This is a genomic window from uncultured Limimaricola sp., assembly GCF_964022235.1.
GTDB lineage: Bacteria > Pseudomonadota > Alphaproteobacteria > Rhodobacterales > Rhodobacteraceae > Limimaricola.
This window is the reverse complement of the sequence record NZ_CAXHZL010000008.1, coordinates 159,785-180,049: the sequence shown is the minus strand read 5'-3', so window position 1 is coordinate 180,049 and position 20,265 is coordinate 159,785. Positions and strand designations below refer to the sequence as shown.

Genomic DNA, 20,265 nt, shown 5'->3' with positions numbered 1-20,265 from the left:
TCGTGTAGGGAAAGAGTGTAGATCTCGGTGGTCGCCGTATCATTAAAAAAAAAAACGTTGCGCCGGGCTGCCGGGTGCAGCTGTGGGGGAACATCGGCGTAGAGCTGCGCCGTCAACGCCGACGCGTCGAGCGGGCCCGCGCGCAATGCCGCGCGAATCTGGGCCTCTCGGTTCGCACGATGCGCAAGAAGCCAGTCGATGCGCGGGGCGGGGGCTTCGATTGGTGCGCCGTGACCCGGGTGGAGCCGCCGAGGATCAAGGGCCCGCAGCCGGGCACAAGACTCGCGGAAGGCCGCGAGATCTCCGTCCGGGGGTGAGATCAACGTGCTCGACCACCCCATGACGAGATCGCCGGAAAACACCGCTCCGCGCCAGGCAAAACACAGATGCCCGGCCATGTGCCCCGGCATGTGCAGCGCCGTCAGGACCGTGTCCTCCAGCGGGATCCGCGCCCCGTCCTGCAGGATCATGTCGGGGACGAATCCGCCGTCGAGGCCCTCGCCACCGCCCAGCCCGGCGTCGGCAAGCCGACGCATTACTGCGCTGCGTCCCGCGGTGGCTGTGCCAAAGCCGAAGACCGGCGCCTTGGTCGCCCGTGACAGAGCGCCCGCAAGAGCCGAGTGATCAAGATGCGCATGGGTGACGAGAATCGCCTCGACCGGCCGTCCGTCGATCTGCGCCAGCAATGCGGACAGATGCGCCGGATCGTCGGGGCCGGGGTCGATGACGCAGAGCCTGTCCTGGCCCACCAAGTAACTGTTGGTGCCCGGACCGGTCAGCGGCGAAGGGTTGGGCGCCAGCAGCCGCACCAGCCCCGGCTCGAGGCGCTTGAGCGCGGCGTCAGTCATGCTTTTCCTTTCCGGCCGAGGCGGCTAGCGTGCGCCATGGCCTTTGACTGGTTGAAACGATGGATGCCGCGCGGGCTGCAAAGCCGCGCCGCGCTGATTTTGCTGCTGCCCGTGGTCACCCTGCAACTGGTGATCTCGATCAGCTTCGTGCAGCGCCATTTCGAAGGCGTCACGCGGCAGATGACAAGGTCCGTGTTGATCGATCTGCGCTATCTGTCCGACACGGTCGATGCGGCCCCCGACCGGGCCGCGGCGGCAGCGGTCGCGCGGCAGCTCGGCCGACCGCTCGAGCTTGAGGCGCGATTCAGGTCGCCCCCCGTGGCGGGCGACGCCGTGCGCGTCATAGATCTCTCGGGCCGGGCGGTCATCGCCACGTTGCGCGCGGGGCTTGATCGGACCCTCGCCGTCAGGATCGGGACGAGCCGGCGGGTGACGGTCTGGATCGACACCATCCACGGCCCTCTGGAGGTTCGCTTCGATCGACGCCGCGTCTCGGCGAGCAATCCGCACCAGCTGATCGTGCTTATCGTGGTGCTGGGCGCGCTGCTGACCCTCGTGGCCTATCTCTTCTTGCGCAATCAACTGCGCCCGGTCACCCGGCTCGCGGCGGTGGCGGCGGCCTATGGCAAGGGGCGGGTTGTGCCTTACAAGCCCGCGGGGGCGACCGAGGTGCGCGCTGCCGGCATGGCGTTTCTCGACATGCGCCAGCGGATCGAGCGGCAGACACAGGCGCGCCGATTGATGCTGTCGGGGATCAGCCACGATCTGCGCACGCCGCTCACCCGCCTCAGGCTGGGGCTGACGATGCTGCCTGACGATGAGGCGGCGCTTCTGGTCGGCGACGTGGATGAGATGCGCCGCCTGCTCGACGCCTTTCTCGATTTCGCCCGTGGCGATGCCTCGGAGGAGGTGGAAATGGTCGATCCCGCGCATTTGGTGGCGCGGATCGTCGAGGATGCGCAGCGGGCCGGGCAGGCGGTGATCCTGCGCCCCGTGCAGGGGCCGAGCGGGCCGATGCCACTGCGCCCCACCGCGCTGCGCCGGGCCTTGGAAAACCTCATCGGCAATGCCCTGCGCTATGGCAACCATTGCGAAGTCTCGCTTCTAGTGACACCGCGCGGCCTGCGATTTCTGGTCGAGGACGACGGACCCGGCATTCCCGAGGACCGGCGCGAGGAGGCGATGCGCCCCTTTACCCGGCTCGATCCCGCACGCAATCAGGACCGCGGCACCGGGGTCGGGCTGGGCCTCGCCATCGTTGCGGACATCGCGCATGGCCACGGCGGCGCGCTTCACCTGGGCGACAGCGAGCGGATGGGGGGCCTCAGGGCCGAATTGGTTCTCGCGCGTTGAGATCGCCGCGTCCGAAGCTGCCCACCGCTTGGGCGGTCAACAGGCTGAGAAACAGGTTTTCGCCGCCGCCTTCGGCGATCATGAAAAGACCGCTGAGCATCGCGCGGTCGGGCCAGTAGAACCCCACGAGCGTGTGCAGCGTGTCGATGCCCATCGCGCAGATGGCGATGCCCGCAAACAGCAGGCCCGTGCCCATGGCCCGGCGGCGCAGATCCGCCCCGGCGCGGCGCCAGCCGATCCACAGCGGGCCGACGCAGAGCAGGCCGAGCCCGGCCCAGATCACCAGCTCGCACATCTGAAAGGCGATGCTGCCGTAGCGATCGGCAAGACCGGTGGCGAGCGCCAGCGCGATGCTGCCCCGTTCGTGCAGCCGCCCCGCGTCGTCCAGCACCGCCAGCAGAAGCGTCAACGCCATCGCGGCAGGCAGCAGCGCGCCGCCGCGCCGCCACGCAAGACCCAGCGCCGCCGCAGCCACCAGCCATTTGATGTAGTTGAGCATTTCCGCGAGGCCCCAGTCGTGATCGAACTGAAGCGGGCGTGGCCAATGCACCGATGGATCGAGCGCGACGGCGACGCCGTAAACGATGCCGATGCCCAAAAGCAGCAGATCAAGTCCGAGAAACCCTATGGCAACACGCAGATCAAGCCTTCCAAGCCCCCAAGGCAGTTCGATCATGCCGCAATTCCATATGGTGTCGATTGTCATGAAAACGTGACACGCACGCCGGCTCGGGTCCAGCTAGTGCTGGAATTCTCCGATGCTGCGGCCATGGAAACGGTGTGTTGCTGCCCTGAAACCTCGCGTGGCCGCTCCATTAACGGGGCAACAGACTCGTCGAAAAGCATACCCGCGGATCGCGGCAAGGGTCACGTTTCCAGCGGTGAAGCGCTCCGCGATGATCGCGACCCGAAACAGGCGCAGAAATCGGTGCGACCGGCAAACGCCGTAGCCTTTCCCGAACGCATCAATGGATCATCTGCGCATCAGGGCCCGGCTTCCATCTCTAAAGCCATCCGAATACGGCCCCTGCGCGGCGCCTCCCATGCGCTCGCGTTGCCGATCCCGGTTCGCTCGAGCGACGCGGGGGCAATGGGCTACAGCAGAGCGACGACGAGACCTGACCGGTCCGTTCGTGCCTGCGAACCGGTTCAACGAGCGAAAAGATGTGGTCGGCAGATCCCGTATGACAGCTGAACCTCGGAGGCTCCAAGCTTCGAACGTGTGGCCAAGATAGATGACCACGGGACGAATCCCGTCCTGCACAGGCTGGGCATTGGAATTTTTGGTAGGCCCGGAGGGATTTGAACCCCCAACCAAACCGTTATGAGCGGTCTGCTCTGACCGTTGAGCTACGGGCCCCTGTGGTTTCTCCTAGCAGACCGGGGGGGCGGGTCAAGTTGGTGCTGGCCCTCGCGGGGGGTCTGAGGTATCGCGGCGTCACTTCACAAACCGGCATTCGGGGGACGCGATGCAGAAGGACGGGCTCACTTACGCGCAGGCGGGGGTGGATATCGACGCGGGCAACGCGCTCGTGGAACGGATCAAGCCCGCGGCGAAACGCACCGACCGGCCCGGCACCATGTCCGGCCTCGGCGGCTTCGGCGCGCTGTTCGATCTCAAGGCGGCGGGCTATTCCGACCCGGTGCTGGTCGCGGCCACCGACGGGGTGGGCACCAAGCTGCGCATCGCCATCGACACAGGCCATCTCGACGGCGTGGGCATCGATCTCGTCGCCATGTGCGTCAACGATCTCGTCTGCCAAGGCGCCGAGCCGCTGTTCTTTCTCGACTACTTCGCCACCGGCAAGCTGGCGCTAGACGAGGCGGCGCGCGTGATCGAGAGCATCGCCGCGGGCTGCGAAGCCTCGGGCGCGGCGCTCATCGGGGGCGAGACGGCGGAAATGCCGGGCATGTATCCGGCGGGCGACTTCGACCTCGCGGGATTTGCCGTGGGCGCGATGGAGCGCGGATGCGCGCTGCCCGAGGGCGTGGCCGAGGGCGACGTGCTCTTGGGTCTCGCCTCGGACGGGGTGCATTCAAACGGCTATTCCCTCGTGCGCCGCATCGTCGAGCGCGCGGGCCTCGGCTGGGACGACGCCTCGCCGTTCTCGGACGAAAGCCTCGGGGCGGCGCTGCTCGCGCCGACGCGGCTCTATGTCAAATCGGTGCTGGCGGCGATCCGGTCGGGCGGCGTGCACGCGCTGGCGCACATCACCGGCGGCGGCCTGACCGAGAACCTGCCGCGCGTACTGCCCGAAGGGCTAGGCGCCGAGATCGATCTGGGCGCATGGTCGCTGCCGCCGGTCTTCGACTGGCTCAAGCGCGAGGGCGGGCTGGAGCAGGCCGAGATGCTCAAGACCTTTAACTCCGGCATCGGCATGGTCGTCGTCGTTTCGGCCGAGCGCGCCGAAGCGATCGAGGCGCTGCTCGCGGGCGAAGGCGAGACGGTGCACCGGCTGGGCCGGATCGTGGCCGGGCAGGGGGTCGCCTACACGGGCACCCTGTCGTGAGCGAGCAAAAGCGCGTCGCCATCCTGATCTCGGGTGGCGGGTCGAACATGCTGGCACTGGTGCGGGACATGGTGGACGATCACCCGTGCCGCCCGGTGCTGGTGGCGTCCAACGACCCGGAGGCGGGCGGGCTCGCCCGCGCCGCCGAGCTGGGCATTCCAACGGCGGCGGTGGATCACAAGCCCTTTGGTCGCGACCGCGAAAGCTTCGAGGCGGCGCTGACCGAGAGGCTGGAGGCCGCCCGACCCGACATCATCTGCCTTGCGGGCTTCATGCGCATCCTGACGCCGGGCTTCATCGCCCGGTGGGAGGGGCGGATGCTCAACATCCATCCCTCGCTCCTGCCAAAGTATCGCGGGCTCAACACCCATGCGCGCGCGATCGAGGCGGGCGACGCCGAACACGGCGTTTCGGTGCACGAAGTCACCGCCGAGCTCGACGGCGGGCCGGTGCTGGGGCAGGCGCGGGTGCCGGTGCATCCGGGCGACACGCCCGACGATCTGGCAGCAAGGGTGCTCGAGCAGGAGCACCGGCTTTATCCCATGGTGCTGCGCCGTTTTGCGATCGGCGACCGGACGCCGATCCGGCTCTGAGCCGAACGCTTTCCATCCGCGTTCCCATCGCCTAAGAGAACTGGGACCGGCGCGCCCGCGCCGCCCCCTTATCCACAAGCCCGGGACGACATGCAGACCATCACCACCACCGAAGACCTCGCTGCCTATTGCGAGAGAGCCGCGAAGCACGCTTACGTCACGGTGGACACGGAGTTCCTGCGCGAGCGCACCTATTATTCCAAGCTCTGCCTGATCCAGCTTGCCCATCCGGGTGAGGATGGCCCCGACGGCGGCGAAGGCAGTGCCGTGCTGGTCGATCCGCTGGTCGAGGGGCTCGATCTCGCACCGCTGCACGCGCTGTTCCGCGATCCGGGCGTGGTGAAGGTGTTCCACGCGGCACGGCAGGATCTCGAAATATTCCAGGTCGAGGCCGATCTCATCCCGGCGCCGCTGTTCGACACGCAGGTCGCGGCGATGGTCTGCGGCTTTGGCGAGCAGGCGGGCTATGAGACGCTGGCGCGCAAGATCGCCAAGGCCGAGATCGACAAGTCCTCGCGCTTTACCGACTGGTCGCGGCGGCCATTGTCCGAGGCGCAGAAGGTCTATGCGCTGGCCGACGTCACGCATCTGCGGGTGATCTACGAATGGCTCGCGGCACAGCTCAAGAAATCGGGCCGCGCGCGATGGGTCGCCGAGGAAATGGCGGTTCTGAACGATCCTGCCACCTACCGCGTCGATCCGACCGAGGCGTGGCAGCGCGTGAAGACCCGCTCCAACTCGCCGAAGTTCATTGCCGCCCTGCGCGAGCTGGCACAGTTCCGCGAAGCCTATGCGCAGCAGCGCGACGTGCCGCGCTCGCGCGTGTTCAAGGATGACGCTCTGGTCGAGCTGGCCTCGACGCGCCCGGCGTCGGAAAAGGATCTGGGCCGCTCGCGGCTCTTGCTGCGCGAGGCCCGCAAGGGCGAGATCGCCGATGGCATCCTCGCTGCCATCGACCGCGCCGCCAAGCTGCCCGCCGATCAGATGCCACGCGCTGAAAAGCAGCGCGACCAGATTCAGGTGAACCCTGCGCTGGCCGACCTGCTGCGCGTGCTGCTCAAAGCCCGTTCCGAGGCCGAAAGCGTGGCGCCCAAGCTGATCGCAAGCTCCGCCGATCTCGACGCGCTGGCCGCGGGCGAGCGCGAGGTGCATGCGCTTTATGGCTGGCGTCGCGAAGTGTTCGGCGAGCAGGCTTTGGCGCTGTGCGAAGGCCGGGTCGGCCTTGCCGCAAGGGGCAGCCAAGTGGTGACGGTCGATCTTTGATCGGCACCGCCTTGCCCTAAGCCGGACGACGGCGAAGGGCGTCCCGCCCCCTATTGGCAACACCGTACATCGCCCTTACCTCTGGGCCATACCCAGACCGCAGGAGACGCAGATGGCTCAGCCCGCCTTCGAGGACATCGCCGAAACGTTCGAATTCCTTGACGATTGGGAAGACCGCTACCGGCACGTGATCGAGCTGGGGAAGGCGATGGACCCGCTCGACGAGGCGTTCAAGGTGCCCGCGACCAAGGTGCATGGCTGCGCCAGTCAGGTCTGGCTCGTGCCGCAACCCGAGGGCGGGGCCTACCGGTTTCGCGGCGACAGCGATGCGATGATCGTACGCGGGCTGATCGCGGTGTTGCACGCGCTTTACGACGGGGTGCCTGTGGCCGAGGTACCCAAGATCGACGCGGGCGGGGAACTGGCGCGGCTTGGCCTCAACGATCACCTTTCGGCGCAGCGTTCGAACGGGGTGCGCGCCATGGTCGAGCGGATCCGCGAAACCGCGCTCGCCGCCGCCTAGGCGCGGGCCAGCGCGCCCGCCAGATCGCCGTAACCGGTGAACCGCCGCTCGAAGCCCAGACCGAGGCGTTCGGCATGGCTTTGGGCGAGCGCGGTCAGCGCGGGATCGTCGGTCTGCGCCTGATAGACCAACGTCGTGTAATTGCCAAAATACATCGCGCGCAGCTCGGGGTGCCGGTCGAGACCCAGCGGAGTCCAGACGAAGGCGTCGAACTGGCGCGCGAGAAAATCCGTGAGATAGAAGCAGGTCACCTCGCCCTTTTCGGCGAAGTCCGCGACGCCTTCGTAAAAGGCATAGCAATGCGGCCCTTCGACCATGCCGACACCGAGGCGTTCGCAGGTTCGGGCCAGATCGCCGCCGGTACCGCAATCGGCATAGACCACGAAAACCCGCTCGTACGCCGCGCCCCGCGCGATCACCGCCGCCTCGACGGCGGGGGCGATCCGGTCAGGCCGGTTGTGCAGGATCGCGGGCAGACAATGCAGATCGAGATGATCCCAGCCGTTCTGCCCGATCAGCGCGAGGATCTCACGCGCCAGCGCGCCGCAGGCGATGAGCAGCACGCGGCCCCGCCCCGACGGGGCGAGACCCTCGCGCGTCAGCGTGGCGTCGTCGGGGCGCATGGCATGGCTCAGGCGCCGGCCTGCATCTGGTTGTGCCGGCGCGAAACCCAGTCCTTGGCCGTCTCGACCGCCACAGCGGCATCGCGGCAATAGGCGTCCGCGCCGATGGCACGGCCGAACTCCTCGTTGAGCGGCGCGCCGCCAACCAGCACGATGTAATCGTCGCGGATGCCCTGCTCCTTCATCGTGTCGATCACGACCTTCATGTAGGGCATGGTGGTGGTCAGCAGCGCCGACATGCCCAATATGTCGGCCTTCTCGCGCGCCAGCGCTTCGAGATAGGCCTCGACCGCGTTGTTGATGCCGAGATCTACGACCTCGAAGCCCGCGCCCTCCATCATCATCGCCACGAGGTTCTTGCCGATGTCGTGGATGTCGCCCTTGACGGTGCCGATCACCATCTTGCCCATGCGCGGCGCGTCGGTCTCGGCCAAGAGCGGCTTGAGGATCGACATGCCGCCTTTCATGGCATTCGCGGCGAGCAGCACTTCGGGCACGAAGAGGATGCCATCGCGGAAATCGTTGCCGACGATGGTCATGCCACCGACGAGCGACTTGGTCAGCACGTCGTAAGGGGCCCAGCCGCGATCGAGCAGGATCTGCGTGGCCTCCATGATCTCGTCGCGCATGCCGTCGTAGAGATCGTCGAACATCTGCGCGACGAGTTCCTCGTCGTCGAGCTCGGAGAGGATCAGGTCGTCGTCTTCGTCAGCCATGTCACGGAGCTCCTGCGGGGCGGGCGATGGGTCTTTGGTCGGATCAACACCCGGATCGGGGCGCGGGTCGCGGTCGTTTCCGACACTGCCTGCATCGCAACCGACGAGGATGCAAATGAAAAGACCCCACGACAACTATGAGGTCGGCTCAACTGGGCTCTTGCCCGGCCGCCACGCTTGCGAAAGCTTGGCGGCCGGGAGGATATCGACATGATGATGGATGCAGCGGCGCTGACCGCATTTCTGGCGCGCGACTTCGAACAGGTGGCGGCACAGTTCGGCGTCGACAGCGTGACCGCGGATCGGCTGGTGCTGCGACTGCGGGTGGGACAGATGCATCTGCGCCCCGGTGGCACCGTGTCGGGCCCGGCGATGTTCGGTCTGGCGGATGTGGCGATCTATCTGGCGATCCTGTCGCAGATCGGCCCGGTGGCGCTGGCGGTCACGACCGGGGCCTCGATCGATTTCCTGCGCAAGCCCGAGGCCGGGGCGGATCTTCTGGCCGAGACGCGGATCCTGAAGCTCGGGCGCCGCCTCGCGGTGGGCGAGGCGCTGGTGTTCAGCGAGGGGCAGGCGGCGCCGGTGGCGCGCGCCTCGATGACCTATTCGATCCCGCCGGGTGCGGCGCAGGGGGCAGCACCCGCATAAAAAGGGGGCCGGATCGCTCCGGCCCCTCAGGCGTGGTCGGGCCGGGGATCAGCCCTTCCAGAACGGGCGCGCGGCCTCGGTCTGCGCGGTCAGGGGGTCGAGGCCAAGATCGCGCAGAGCGGCCGCGTCGAGATGCGACAACGCACGCCGGGTCCGGGCGCGGCGCTCCCACAGCGCCACGCGGCGGGCCATGCCGACGAGAAGCGCGGAGATGGCTCCCTGATCGAGGGCGGCCTCAATGGGCGTGGCGGTGCGGACGAGCGTGGTCATGTCGGTCTCTCTTGTATTGATACAATGCTTGAATATGATGCAGGAATACAAATACAATGCTGAAAAACTGACGTCTACGGAAGTTTTGTCATGGATACAATCTGGTGGCCCAGCCTCGACAAGGGCGGCCCTGTCAAACATCAGGCTTTGAAACGCTCGATTCAGGAGGCTGTCGGCTCCGGCACGATCCAGCCGGGGCACCGGCTGCCGCCCGTGCGCGAGGTGGCGTGGCGGCTTGGCGTGACGCCGGGCACCGTGGCGCGCGCCTACAAGGACCTCGTCGAACAAGAGGTGCTGCGCGCCGTGGTGGGCCGCGGCACCTTCGTGTCCGAGCCGGATATCCCGGCGCCGCTGCCCGCGCTGATCGATCCCTCCGGGATGGGGACCGACGGCACGATGCTGAACCTGCGGACCGCGCAGGTGGCGGATGTAGGGCAGGGGCAGATGCTGCATGACCTATTGAAAAACCTCGCCGATCCGCCGCCCGGCGCCTATGTAAGCTACCCGCGACCCGAGGCCGACGCGCCGCTGCGGGCGCTTCTGGCCGATTGGTTCGCGGCGCCCGCCCATGGCCCGGTCGAGGCCGAGGACGTGGTGCTCACCTCCGGGGCGCAGCATGGCATGGTGGTGCTGCTGCAGGCGCTGCTTCACGGACCGCGTCCGGTGATCCTCACCGAGGAGCTGGCCTATCCCGGCTTTCGCCATGCCGCGGCGCTGGTGCGGGCCGAGATCATCGGCATCGCCTTCGACGGAGAGGGGCTTTTGCCCGAGGCTTTGGAGCGTGCCTGCCGAGAGAACGGAGCCCAGTTGCTTTGTACCAGTGCGGAGGCACACAATCCGACCACGATCCGCACCTCGCCGGAGCGCCGCGCGCAAATTGTATCCATCGCTCGCCAGTACAATATGCAGATCATCGATGATGACTGCTTCCGTTCCGACGCTGGCGAGGACGCCAGTTATCGCCGCCTTGCGCCCGAACGCTCGTGGGTGGTCACGACCCTGTCCAAGACCCTGAGCCCGGACCTGCGGCTTGGCGCGATCCTCTCGGCCCCCGGACGCGCCGCCCTGCCGCGTGTTGCGGCGCAACAGCAGTTCTTCGGCCTGTCGCGGCCCACCGTGTCCTTGGCCGAGGCCGCGCTCTCGAGCGGGCTGGCCGCCCGGGTGCGCGACGCGGTGCTCGAGGTGCAGGGCAGGCGGCTCGCCTATCTGCGCCATCGCCTCGCGCCGTGGCAGCCCCGCACCCGTGAAGGCGTGCCATTCGCTTGGCTCGACCTGCCACGCGGCTGGCGGCCCTCGTCGCTGAGCCGCGCCGCCGAAGCCGAGGGCATCCGGCTCAAACCCGCCGACGAGTTCGCGCTGATCGACGGGCGTGCACCCTCGGCGGTGCGTCTGGCGCTCACTGGCCTGCGCGAGGATGCGGCCTTCGAAGCGGCGATCGACCGGCTGGCCATACTTCTCGCCGCGCCGCCGCAGGTGATGGAGGTCTGAAACGGTAGAAGTCGCGAAAATAACTTGGGGTATTATTATACCTTAATTTCAATCTATTGTTTTTGCTATGTAAATTCAGACGCCCGGCGCTTGACTGCACCACCACTTCGGTTAGAACCCGGCCATGGAATTTGCGCGGGCGGCCCGTTCGGGGCGGTGCGCGTTGCAGATCAAGGGCAGAACCATGAAAACCTTCACCGCTACCCCGGCGGATATCGAGAAGAAATGGATCCTGATCGACGCCGAAGGCGTCGTTCTGGGCCGTCTCGCCTCGATCATCGCCATGCGCCTGCGCGGCAAGCACAAGGCCTCCTTCACCCCGCACATGGACATGGGTGACAACGTCATCGTGATCAACGCGGACAAGGTGCAGATGACCGGCAAGAAGCGCGAAGAGCACTTCTACTGGCACACCGGCCACCCGGGCGGCATCAAGTCGCGCACCAAGCAGCAGATCCTCGATGGGGCGCACCCCGAGCGCGTCGTCATGCAGGCCGTCAAGCGGATGCTCCCGGGCAACCGCCTGTCGCGCACGCAGATGACCCACCTGCGCGTCTTCGCCGGCAACGAGCACGGCATGGAGGCTCAGAAGCCCGAGGTTCTGGACGTCGCGTCCATGAACAAGAAGAACACGAGGACCGCATAATGGCCGATCAGATCAATTCGCTCGAAGAGCTGGGTGGGGCCGTCTCCACCGAAGGTCAGGTCAACACCGAGGCCCTCGCTCCCCGCGAGCCCGTCCGTGACGAGCTTGGCCGTTCCTACGCCACCGGCAAGCGCAAGGACGCGGTCGCCCGCGTCTGGATCAAGCCGGGCTCCGGCAAGGTCGTCGTGAACGGCAAGGACATCGACACGTATTTCGCGCGTCCGGTGCTGCAGATGATCCTGCGCCAGCCGTTCCAGATCGCCGGCGTCGCCGGTCAGTTCGACGTCTACGCGACCGTCGCTGGCGGTGGCCTCTCGGGTCAGGCCGGTGCCGTGAAGCACGGTGTCTCCAAGGCGCTGCAGCTTTACGATCCCTCGCTGCGTGGCGCTCTGAAGGCCGCTGGCTTCCTGACCCGCGACAGCCGCGTCGTCGAGCGTAAGAAGTACGGCAAGGCAAAGGCCCGCAAGAGCTTCCAGTTCTCGAAGCGCTGATACTTCGCGCAGTTGCGCAATCGGAAAGGGCGGTCCCGCTGGGGCCGCCCTTTTTGCATGTTACCCGACCCCGGTGTCGCGCCGTTGCACGCAAGCTCTTGCGCGGCGCATCGTTTGCGGCGAAAGCGGCGCGCGCTGTTGATCTTTGCCGTCCCCCGGTCAAGCATCGCGGCGGGGCAGCGCGGGGCAGTGCGAGACGGCCATGGGTCTGGGGAACTTCAAGAAATCCGAAGGCGGGCGGGCGGCGATGCTGCTGGCGCCCCCCTTCCTCTACGCGTTGGCGCTCCTGGCGCTGCCGCTTCTCGCGGTCGTGCTGTTCAGCTTCTGGACGCAGGACTTCATGACCATCGACACCGGCTTCACGCTCGCCAACTACCGCGAGTTCTTCGACAAGCCGATCTACACGGTTCTGCTGGGCCGGTCGCTCATGGTGTCGGGGATCGTCACCGCAGTGACGGTGGTGCTGGCCTATCCGGTGGCCTATTTCGTGTCGTTCCACGTCGCGCCCTCGCGCAAATCGCTCTGGCTGTTTCTCATCACCATCCCGTTCTGGACCAGCTACCTGATCCGCGTGTTTTTGTGGAAGGTGATCCTGGGCTACAACGGCGTCGTCAACTCGGGGCTGATCGGGGCCGGGATCATCGGCGAGCCGCTGAGCTTCATCCTCTACAACGTCAACGCCGTGATCATCACGCTGGCGCACGCCTTCGCGCCCTTCGCGATCCTGCCGATCTTCGTCGCGCTCGAAAAGATCGACCGCAGCCTGATCGAGGCGAGCCGGGATCTGGGCGAGACCCGTTTCACGACCTTCCTGCGCGTGACCCTGCCGCTGTCGATGCCGGGCCTCGTCGCGGCCGTGCTGATCGTCTTTATCCCGACCATCGGCGATTACGTAACGCCCGAGCTGATGGGCGGCGCGGGGGGCAAGCTCATCGCGAACATGATCCAGACCCAGTTCCTGCAGCTCAACAACGCGCCGATGGGGGCAGCCATCGCCATCGTGGCGATGCTATCGGTCACGGCCATCGCTCTGACCTTCGTGGCGCTGAACCGCCGCTGGCTTAGGGGGCGGGGATGAGAGGGGCAGGAATGAGGGGCGCGCCGCTTCGGGTCTATGCGATCCTGTATCTGATCTTTCTCTACGCGCCGATCGCTCTGCTGCCGCTGTTTGCCTTCAACGACGCGACGATCATCGCCTTTCCGCTCGCCGGGTTCACCACGCATTGGTTCACCGATCTGGCAGCCAACGCGGCGTTGCGCGGGGCGGTGGGCAATTCGCTGTTCATCGCCGCGATGACGGCGATCTTCTCGACGCTCCTTGGCATGTGCGCCGCACGGGCAGGGGCCATGGCGCGATTTCCCGGCAAGAGCGGCATCTTGGGCTTCGTGATGCTGCCGCTCGTGCTGCCCGAAATCATCGTCGCGGTGTCTCTGCTGATCGTGCTGCGGCAGGTGCTGGGGCTCAATCTCAACAACTGGACCGTGATCTCGGCGCATGTGCTGATCTGCACGCCGTTCTCGATCGCGATCCTCAACGGCGCGTTCCAGAACCTCGACCCCTCGATCGAGGAGGCGGCGATGGATCTGGGCGAAAGCCGGTTCTCGGCCTTTCGACTCGTGACGTTGCCGCTGGTGATGCCCGGCATCGTGTCTTCGATGCTCATCGCCTTCACGATCAGCCTCGACGAGTTCATCATCGCCTTTTTCCTCACCGGCGCGAACCCGACGATGCCGGTCTATATCTGGGGCCTGCTGCGCTTTCCTGCGCAGCTGCCCGTCGTCATGGCGCTTGGCACGCTTCTTGTGGCGCTGTCGGTCACGCTTCTCGTCATCGCAGAACTCTTCCGCCGCCGCGGCCTCGCGCGCGCCGGGATCAAGGATCAGGGAGGCTTCCTGTGACAGCTCTCATCGAACTCAAAGGCGTCGAGAAGCACTACGGCGACTACCACGCGCTGCGCGGCATCGATCTCGAAATCCGACAGGGCGAGTTCTTCTCGCTGCTCGGCCCCTCGGGCTGCGGAAAGACCACGCTCTTGCGCACCATCGCGGGACTGGAGCAGGTGTCGTCGGGCAGCATCCGCATTGACGGGCGCGACATGAAGGGCGTGGCGCCGAACAACCGGCCCACCAACATGGTGTTTCAATCCTACGCAGTGTTCCCGCATCTGACGGTGGCCGAGAACGTGGGCTTCGGCCTGCGGCGCGATCCGCGTGGCAAGGCCGAGAAGGCGCGCGCGGTCGAGGAGGCGCTCGATATGGTCGGCCTCGCGGGCTATGGCCGCCGCCGGGCGCACGCGCTCTCGGGCGGGCAGCGGCAGCGCGTGGCGCTGGCGCGCGCGCTGATCCTCAAACCCAAGGTGCTGCTTCTGGACGAGCCGCTCTCGGCGCTCGACCGGCTGATGCGCGAGCAGATGCAGCTCGAACTGATCCGCCTGCAGCGGCAGGTCGGCATCACCTTCATCCTTGTCACCCACGATCAGGAGGAGGCGCTGGTGATGTCGGACCGCATCGCGGTGATGTTCGAGGGCGAGATCGGGCAATTGGCCGATCCCGAAACCCTCTATCGCCGCCCGGCGACCAAGCGGGTGGCGCAGTTCATCGGCAAGATGAACTTCCTGCCCGGGGAGGTGACGCGCGCCGACGCGGGTGTCGAGATCGAGATCGCGGGCCTCGGGCGGGCGGCGCTCGGGCCCGATCAGGCCCCCGCCGGAGCCTCTGCCGGGCCGGTCAGCGTCGGCATCCGCCCCGAGACGCTGGCCATCCTGTTCGAAGGAGAGACCGCGCCGCGCCGCGAAGTGCAGGGCGTGATCGACGAGGTCGTCTATTACGGCGACATGACCTATTACGACGTGCGCGTCGCTGGCATCGAGCGGCCCCTCACCGTGTCGATGAAAAACCTGATCGGGCGGCCCGTGCTCGACGTCGGGGCCGAGGCGCGGCTGGCTTGGGACGAGCGCGCGCTGGTGCTGCTGCCGGGCTGATCAGATCGGCAGGGCCACACGAAGGCCGAAGGTCTCGAGGCCGGGGTTGGGGTCCGACAATTCGGCGTTCGAGCGGTGATCGAACTGCAAAGACACCCGCGCGCCGTTGTCGAACTCGTAGCCGACCCCGACGGAGGAGCGGAATTCGATCATGTGGCCCAGCTCCGGCCCGTCGGTCTGGGCATAGAGACCGGGCAGTAGCGACAGCTGAACGAAGGTCCTGTGCGGAAGCTCCCCGGTCCATTGCAGCCCCGCGCCGATCCACGTGTCCCCAGCCGCCGACACCGACAGGCCAAGCACCGGCTCGAGCGTGCCGATGCGCGTGGGAAGCTGGTGTTGAACATAGATCTCCCGGCCCTGACGCTCGCGCTGGAACAGCACCTCGCCGTATTGCACCGCGGCGCGACCCGGCGCGGCCAGCTCCCCACGACAGGCGTTGGTGCCGCAGCTCCCGAAGGTGAGATCGGTCGCCGCGACCATGGCGAAAAGTAAGGCGAGCGAGCCGTCCATGAAAACTCCTTCAGGATGTGGTGGCGGCACCTTGCGGCTTATGAGTCCGGTGGCAACCCACGAAGATCGGGTTGTGCCGTAGGGTCAGGGAGATCAGGCAACCATTCGCGCCACCAGCGCCACCAATTCGGCCTGCCGCCTTGCCCCGGTCTTGTCGAACAGGCTCCCCATCTGGTTGCGCACGGTGTTGAGGCTGACACCGCGCATCGCTGCGATCTCGGCCAGAGTCTGACCGGCGCAAAGCTCGCGCAGCACCGTGCTCTCGGCCGGGGTCAGATCGAACAACTCCTGCAGGTCCTCGTCGCGCGCACCGGGCTGGCCCGGCTCGGTCACGATCAGCGCCGCGACCGCACGATCCGTGCTCAGGATCATCTCGAGCGGGGCGATGGTCTGCGGGCGGGGCAGCGGCGCCAACCGCGCCAGCATCCGGTCGGCGCCCGGACCCGGCACCACGAATCCGCGCCCTACGCGCCCTTCGTGCTCAAGCCGGTCGTCGAGCGCCGTGTTGGCGCTGTCCTCGATGAACCGCAATCGCCGGTCGCGGCCAAGCTTCAGGATCGTGCCCTCCGAAAGCAGCGCCTCGCCCCGCGCGTCGCAAGCCACGAGACGTGAGCGCGAATCAAGCGCGAAGCAGGCGTGCGGCCCGGCGATACCATCCATCACCTGCGCGCCTGCGCGCATCGCGCTGCGCTCGACCAGCCGCGTGAGATCGAAGGCGCGGCGCAGATGCGGACCGACCATCGACAAAAGCTGGCTGCCCGTGGTTCCGATGCTCTCGGCTTCGCCAGGGGCGTAGTTGCAGCTGACCACAAGCCCGCCGATCTCCCCACGCACGAGCACCATGCCAAAGCCGCGGTGGATATCCCCCTGCGGCTTGAGGAAATCGGCGTAAAACTCGCTCTTCAGGAGGGTCTCATTCTGGACGATCTGCCAGTCATGCACCAGTTGCAGCACCGGCGTCCGCCGGAGCGCGGGCAGCCAAGGGTTCATCGCGGCATAATGGTCGGGGTAGGCCTCCATCAGCGCCGGATCGAAGTTCACTCCATGCGCAAATGTGCCCTGTGATTCGCACTGACGCACCAGTTGCATTGCCCACGCGCCGCCTCCGGTGGCCTTGGCGAGGCGCTCAGGCAGGTTTTCCCACATCTCAGGCGTGATCGCGCTCTGATAGATTTCATCCAATAAGTCAGCAATCTTGGGGTCATATGGGAGGGGGGGCATGATTGGGTCTGAAACTCTTCAAAAATTGGTCCAAATGAACCATGCAGCCTCGGGTTAGCCGTGACACTGACTTGTTGCGACGGGTTCTGTCCAGTTCGTCGTTCCCCTAGTTTCCCGGTATCGGGCAGGACCCGTCACGAGTCTCAGCTATCAGGGGCAATAAGTCCCAAGCCCCTAAGATAGATTCCAATGCCGCTTTCGAGCAGGTCATCGGCGGGAAATGGCGCGCGCGTGCCCGGCGACCCGCGCGCGAACAGTTCGACCACGCCATGGCTCATCGCCCAGACATGCGCCGCGAACATCTGCGGCGGCGGGCGGCGATCCTCGGGAATACGCTCGGACAGGGCTTCGGCGGCCCGCTCCAGCACACCGAGCGCGCGGCGCGACGCGGCGGCGAGTTCGGGCGTGCGCTGCACCGAAATACCGCTCTCGAACATCGCCACGTAATGGCCCGGATGCTTGCGCGCGAAAGCGAGATAGGCGCGGCCGGTCTTCTCGAAAGCGGCGAGCACTGATGGGCGACCTTGATCATAGGCATAGTCGAGCAGATCGGCGAAGATCTCGTAGCCCTGCCGCGCGGCTTCGGCGATCAGGTCCTCGCGCCCCGCGAAATGGCGGTAGACAGCCGCCGGCGTCACGCCCGCCTCGCGCGCGGCCTCCGACAGGGTGAACCCCGTGGGGCCCTTGGCCTCGATCAGCTTCAGGCAGGCCTCGACGAGGGCCTGCCGCAGGTTGCCGTGGTGATACCCTTGCTTGGCCACGTTAGTCGCGCGGCCAGATGTCGGGCCCGCCCGCGATCTTGGGATCGAGGGTGCTGACGGCCTCTTTGTCCTTGTCGGGGTAGTCGAGCCCGCCCAGCACGTACCGGATCGCATTGACCCGTGCGCGCCGTTTGTCGTCGCCCCGGATCACGGTCCACGGCGCGAACGCGACATCGGTGCGCTCGAACATCGTGGCGATGCGGGCGGTGTAGTCGTCCCATTTGCGCAGGCCCTCGACGTCGATCCAGCTCAGCTTCCATTGCTTCAGTGGATCGCTCTCGCGCTTGAGAAAACGTTCGAGCTGCGTGGCGCGGCCGACGTTGATCCAGATCTTGAACAGCAGGATACCGTCGTCGGTGAGCATCTTCTCGAAGGGGCCGACCTGATCGTAGAAGCGCACGACCTGTTCCGCGTCGGCAAAGCCGAACACCGGCTCGACCACGGCGCGGTTGTACCACGAGCGGTCGAAAAACACGATTTCGCCCTTGGTGGGCAGCTCCCGGACATAGCGCTGGAAGTACCACTGCCCGGCCTCGGCCTCGGAGGGTTTGGCCAGCGCCACGACGCGGGCGCCGCGCGGGTTCAGGTTCTCGCGAAACCGCGCGATGGTGCCGCCCTTGCCGGCGGCGTCGCGCCCTTCGAAGATCACCACTACGCGCTGGCCCGTTTCCTTGACCCAAGCCTGCATCTTCACGAGTTCGATCTGCAGCGCCGCCATTTCGGCCTCGTAATCCTTCCGCTTCCACTTGGAAGGGTAGGGAAAGCGCGGGCTGGTGATGTCGCCCTTGTCCGTGTCCTCGAGGATGCGGCGGATCTGGTCCGGCGCTTCTTCGTCGTGAAAATGGCTGATCGCTCCGTCGAACGGCTTGGTCATCTGTCTCTCCTCGCGCGGTGCATGTTGCGGGCCGCAAGGGCCTAGCGCAATCCCGCCCGCGCCGCCGCCCGATCGATCGCCGCCACCACCTCGTCCGGGACGGTGTGGTGCGGCATGTGGCCAACGTTCTCGAGCACCGTCAGGTTCGCGCCGGGGATGAGTTCGGCCAACCGCGCCGAATGCACCTCGAGCGGCACGATGGTGTCGGCGACGCCGTGCACGATTTCGACCGGCAGGTTGATCGAGGCATAGCGCTCCTTCATCGCGGTGACCTGCGGCAGGAGCCCGTTCACCTGCCGCGCGTTGATGCGCAGACTGTCGCGTCGCACCGCGAGGCCGACACCGACGAAATCGGCATAGCCCTCCGGCACCGGGTTGGGGGCGAACACCGCCTCGACCGTGTCCTCGACCATCCGCTCGGGCGCAAAAGCGGTGAGAAGCGGCACCACGGCGGCCCCGCCGAGCGCCGAGCCGTTGACCTTGTAGAGCGTGGCGAGGCCCGTCTCCCACGGCATGGTGGCGCCAGCGATGTCGACCACGGCGGCGACGTTGTCGGGCCGCTCCAGCGCCCAGGCCATGGCGACCGCGCCGCCGAAGGAATGGCCAAGGACGATGGGACGTTCCGCCCCGAGCGCCGCGGCCGCCGCCTGCAACAGCCGCGCCTGCGCCGCGACGCTGTCGGCGCGCGAGGTGAGCACATCATCGGCGCGCGGGTCGATCGCATCGGAATAGCCCAGCCCCGGCCGGTCGAAGGCGATGACGCGGTAGCGGTCGTCGAGCCGATCGACGAGATCGAAGGCCATGTCGCGCAGGTTGCCCGACGCGCCATGGATCAGTACGAGATCCGGCCCCGACCCCGAGACGAGCGCGTGCACGCGCCGCCCCTCGACCTCCACGAACTGCCCCAGCGGCGGGTGTTCCTGCTCCGCCGCAACCTCGCGTTTGTCGGCGCGGTAGTCCACGAAGGCACAGCCCGCGAGCGTCATGAGCGCCAGAAAGGCCGCGAGCTTAACGGCCAATGTCGTTCAGGTCATAGGAGGTGGTCTGGTAGATCTGGTTGATCCAGTTGCCATAGAGCAGATGCGCGTGGCTGCGCCAGCGGTTCGCCGGCGGCTTGGTCGGGTCGTCGCCGGGAAAGTAGTTGACCGGCACGGAGATGGCGCTGCCGGAGGCGACGTCGCGGTCGTACTCCTCCTTCAGCGTGTGGCTGTCGTACTCGAAGTGGTTGAAGATATAAAGCGTGCGCCGCTCGGGGTCTTCCACGAGGCAGGGGCCGACCTCATCCGAGGCCAGCAGCGTCTTGAGGCCGGGCTGCGCGTCGATGTCCTCCTGCCGGATTTCGGTCCAGCGGCTGACGGGTACGGTGCAATCGTCCGAAAAGCCGCGCAGGAACGGGCTGTCGGGCTTGAGGTTGCGGTGCCGGAAACAGCCGAACGCCTTCTGATCGAGCAGGTGCTTGGCGATGCCGTGCTGATGCGCGATCAGCGCCATGCCGCCCCAGCAGACGCCGAAGGTGGAATGCGCGTGGGTCTGGGTCCAATCAAAGATGCGGCGCAGCTCGTCCCAATAGGTCACCTCGTCGAAATCGAGATGCTCGACCGGTGCCCCGGTGACGAGAAAGCCGTCGAATTTCTCGCCGGAGGCCTCGATCTCCGAAAAAGGACGGTAGAACTCGTCCATGTGCTCGGGCGTGGTGTTGCGCGCCTCGTGCTCGGACATGCGAATGAGCGTCAGCTCGATCTGCAGCGGCGTCGCCCCGATCAGACGCGCGAACTGCGTCTCGGTCTGGATCTTCTTGGGCATCAGGTTCAGCAGGCCGATCTTCAGGGGCCTGATGTCTTGCCGCGCCGCCTGATCCTCCGACATCACCATCACGCCCTCGCGCGTCAGCACGGAGTAGGCGGGAAGGGCTTCGGGGATCTTGATGGGCATGGTGCAACCTCTTG

23 protein-coding genes and 1 tRNA gene are annotated in these 20,265 nt (G+C 66.6%); 12 read left to right on the top strand and 12 right to left on the bottom strand.

Annotated elements, in window-relative coordinates; all coding sequences use genetic code 11:
• Positions 1–848: MBL fold metallo-hydrolase (locus AADJ02_RS12050; RefSeq protein WP_341213257.1), on the bottom strand; the 848-nt coding region annotated here is incomplete at its 3' end.
• Positions 849–884: 36 nt separating this feature from the next.
• On the opposite strand from AADJ02_RS12050, the gene AADJ02_RS12045 reads away from it, so the two are divergent.
• Complete coding sequence (locus AADJ02_RS12045) at positions 885–2,201, top strand: ATP-binding protein (protein ID WP_341213256.1); 1,317 nt, start codon at positions 885–887, stop codon at positions 2,199–2,201.
• Here the strand turns inward: AADJ02_RS12045 and AADJ02_RS12040 are convergent.
• On the bottom strand, positions 2,173–2,907 hold the full coding sequence (locus AADJ02_RS12040) for a hypothetical protein (RefSeq protein ID WP_341213255.1): 735 nt from the start codon (positions 2,905–2,907) through the stop codon (positions 2,173–2,175). The genes AADJ02_RS12045 and AADJ02_RS12040 overlap by 29 nt on opposite strands.
• Positions 2,908–3,485: 578 nt before the next feature.
• A tRNA-Ile gene (locus AADJ02_RS12035) sits at positions 3,486–3,561 on the bottom strand.
• Between the two features lie 109 nt (positions 3,562–3,670).
• Between AADJ02_RS12035 and purM the strand changes: the two genes are divergently transcribed.
• The 4 genes from purM (at position 3,671) to AADJ02_RS12015 (ending at position 7,090) form a co-directional block, all read left to right on the top strand.
• The gene (purM, locus tag AADJ02_RS12030) at positions 3,671–4,711 is read left to right on the top strand and encodes a phosphoribosylformylglycinamidine cyclo-ligase (RefSeq protein ID WP_341213254.1); all 1,041 of its coding nucleotides are present in this window, start codon (positions 3,671–3,673) and stop codon (positions 4,709–4,711) included.
• The gene (gene purN / locus AADJ02_RS12025) at positions 4,708–5,304 is read left to right on the top strand and encodes a phosphoribosylglycinamide formyltransferase (RefSeq protein ID WP_341213253.1); all 597 of its coding nucleotides are present in this window, start codon (positions 4,708–4,710) and stop codon (positions 5,302–5,304) included. The genes purM and purN overlap by 4 nt, the downstream gene beginning before the upstream one ends.
• Before the next feature lie 90 nt (positions 5,305–5,394).
• A complete protein-coding gene (gene rnd, locus AADJ02_RS12020; protein ID WP_341213252.1) occupies positions 5,395–6,567 on the top strand; it encodes a ribonuclease D in 1,173 nt (390 codons plus the stop codon).
• A gap of 112 nt (positions 6,568–6,679) precedes the next feature.
• Positions 6,680–7,090: a SufE family protein gene (locus tag AADJ02_RS12015; RefSeq protein ID WP_341213251.1), complete on the top strand. Its 411-nt coding sequence runs from the start codon at positions 6,680–6,682 to the stop codon at positions 7,088–7,090.
• On the opposite strand, the gene AADJ02_RS12010 is transcribed toward AADJ02_RS12015, so the two are convergent.
• Both AADJ02_RS12010 and AADJ02_RS12005 read right to left on the bottom strand, forming a co-directional pair.
• Positions 7,087–7,713 carry a DUF1638 domain-containing protein gene (locus tag AADJ02_RS12010; RefSeq protein ID WP_341213250.1) on the bottom strand — a complete coding sequence of 209 codons (627 nt, stop codon included), beginning with the start codon at positions 7,711–7,713 and terminating at the stop codon, positions 7,087–7,089. The two genes, AADJ02_RS12015 and AADJ02_RS12010, sit on opposite strands and share 4 nt — an antisense overlap.
• A gap of 8 nt (positions 7,714–7,721) precedes the next feature.
• Positions 7,722–8,429, bottom strand: coding sequence for a B12-binding domain-containing protein (locus AADJ02_RS12005; protein WP_341213249.1), 708 nt, complete (start codon positions 8,427–8,429; stop codon positions 7,722–7,724).
• 210 nt (positions 8,430–8,639) lie between these two features.
• Between AADJ02_RS12005 and AADJ02_RS12000 the strand changes: the two genes are divergently transcribed.
• A complete protein-coding gene (locus AADJ02_RS12000) occupies positions 8,640–9,077 on the top strand; it encodes a PaaI family thioesterase (protein WP_341213248.1) in 438 nt (145 codons plus the stop codon).
• Positions 9,078–9,125: 48 nt separating this feature from the next.
• Here the strand turns inward: AADJ02_RS12000 and AADJ02_RS11995 are convergent, their stop codons facing one another.
• Positions 9,126–9,347 carry a DUF1127 domain-containing protein gene (locus tag AADJ02_RS11995; RefSeq protein WP_341213247.1) on the bottom strand — a complete coding sequence of 74 codons (222 nt, stop codon included), beginning with the start codon at positions 9,345–9,347 and terminating at the stop codon, positions 9,126–9,128.
• Positions 9,348–9,437: 90 nt separating this feature from the next.
• On the opposite strand from AADJ02_RS11995, the gene AADJ02_RS11990 reads away from it, so the two are divergent.
• The 6 genes from AADJ02_RS11990 (at position 9,438) to AADJ02_RS11965 (ending at position 14,953) form a co-directional block, all read left to right on the top strand.
• Positions 9,438–10,835, top strand: a complete 1,398-nt coding sequence (locus AADJ02_RS11990) for a PLP-dependent aminotransferase family protein (RefSeq protein ID WP_341213246.1) — start codon at positions 9,438–9,440, stop codon at positions 10,833–10,835.
• Between the two features lie 184 nt (positions 10,836–11,019).
• Positions 11,020–11,481 carry a 50S ribosomal protein L13 gene (gene rplM / locus AADJ02_RS11985; RefSeq protein WP_341213245.1) on the top strand — a complete coding sequence of 154 codons (462 nt, stop codon included), beginning with the start codon at positions 11,020–11,022 and terminating at the stop codon, positions 11,479–11,481.
• A complete protein-coding gene (gene rpsI, locus AADJ02_RS11980; protein WP_341213244.1) occupies positions 11,481–11,972 on the top strand; it encodes a 30S ribosomal protein S9 in 492 nt (163 codons plus the stop codon). Before rplM ends, rpsI begins: the two co-directional genes overlap by 1 nt.
• Before the next feature lie 202 nt (positions 11,973–12,174).
• A complete protein-coding gene (locus tag AADJ02_RS11975) occupies positions 12,175–13,050 on the top strand; it encodes an ABC transporter permease (RefSeq protein WP_341213243.1) in 876 nt (291 codons plus the stop codon).
• An 11-nt stretch (positions 13,051–13,061) separates the two neighbouring features.
• A complete protein-coding gene (locus tag AADJ02_RS11970; RefSeq protein WP_341213242.1) occupies positions 13,062–13,871 on the top strand; it encodes an ABC transporter permease in 810 nt (269 codons plus the stop codon).
• Positions 13,868–14,953: an ABC transporter ATP-binding protein gene (locus AADJ02_RS11965; protein WP_341213241.1), complete on the top strand. Its 1,086-nt coding sequence runs from the start codon at positions 13,868–13,870 to the stop codon at positions 14,951–14,953. The genes AADJ02_RS11970 and AADJ02_RS11965 overlap by 4 nt, the downstream gene beginning before the upstream one ends.
• On the opposite strand, the gene AADJ02_RS11960 is transcribed toward AADJ02_RS11965, so the two are convergent.
• The 6 genes from AADJ02_RS11960 to metA form a co-directional block, all read right to left on the bottom strand.
• Positions 14,954–15,463: an acyloxyacyl hydrolase gene (locus AADJ02_RS11960; RefSeq protein ID WP_341213240.1), complete on the bottom strand. Its 510-nt coding sequence runs from the start codon at positions 15,461–15,463 to the stop codon at positions 14,954–14,956.
• A gap of 93 nt (positions 15,464–15,556) precedes the next feature.
• Entirely contained in the window at positions 15,557–16,645 is a 1,089-nt protein-coding gene (locus tag AADJ02_RS11955) for a helix-turn-helix transcriptional regulator (protein WP_341213239.1), read from the bottom strand.
• A 182-nt stretch (positions 16,646–16,827) separates the two neighbouring features.
• Complete coding sequence (locus AADJ02_RS11950) at positions 16,828–17,445, bottom strand: TetR/AcrR family transcriptional regulator (RefSeq protein ID WP_341213238.1); 618 nt, start codon at positions 17,443–17,445, stop codon at positions 16,828–16,830.
• A 1-nt stretch (position 17,446) separates the two neighbouring features.
• Positions 17,447–18,319, bottom strand: coding sequence for a polyphosphate kinase 2 (gene ppk2, locus AADJ02_RS11945; protein WP_341213237.1), 873 nt, complete (start codon positions 18,317–18,319; stop codon positions 17,447–17,449).
• Between the two features lie 41 nt (positions 18,320–18,360).
• Complete coding sequence (locus tag AADJ02_RS11940; protein WP_341213236.1) at positions 18,361–19,338, bottom strand: alpha/beta hydrolase; 978 nt, start codon at positions 19,336–19,338, stop codon at positions 18,361–18,363.
• Entirely contained in the window at positions 19,328–20,251 is a 924-nt protein-coding gene (gene metA / locus AADJ02_RS11935) for a homoserine O-succinyltransferase (RefSeq protein WP_341213235.1), read from the bottom strand. The genes AADJ02_RS11940 and metA overlap by 11 nt, the downstream gene beginning before the upstream one ends.
• Positions 20,252–20,265 lie beyond the last annotated feature (14 nt).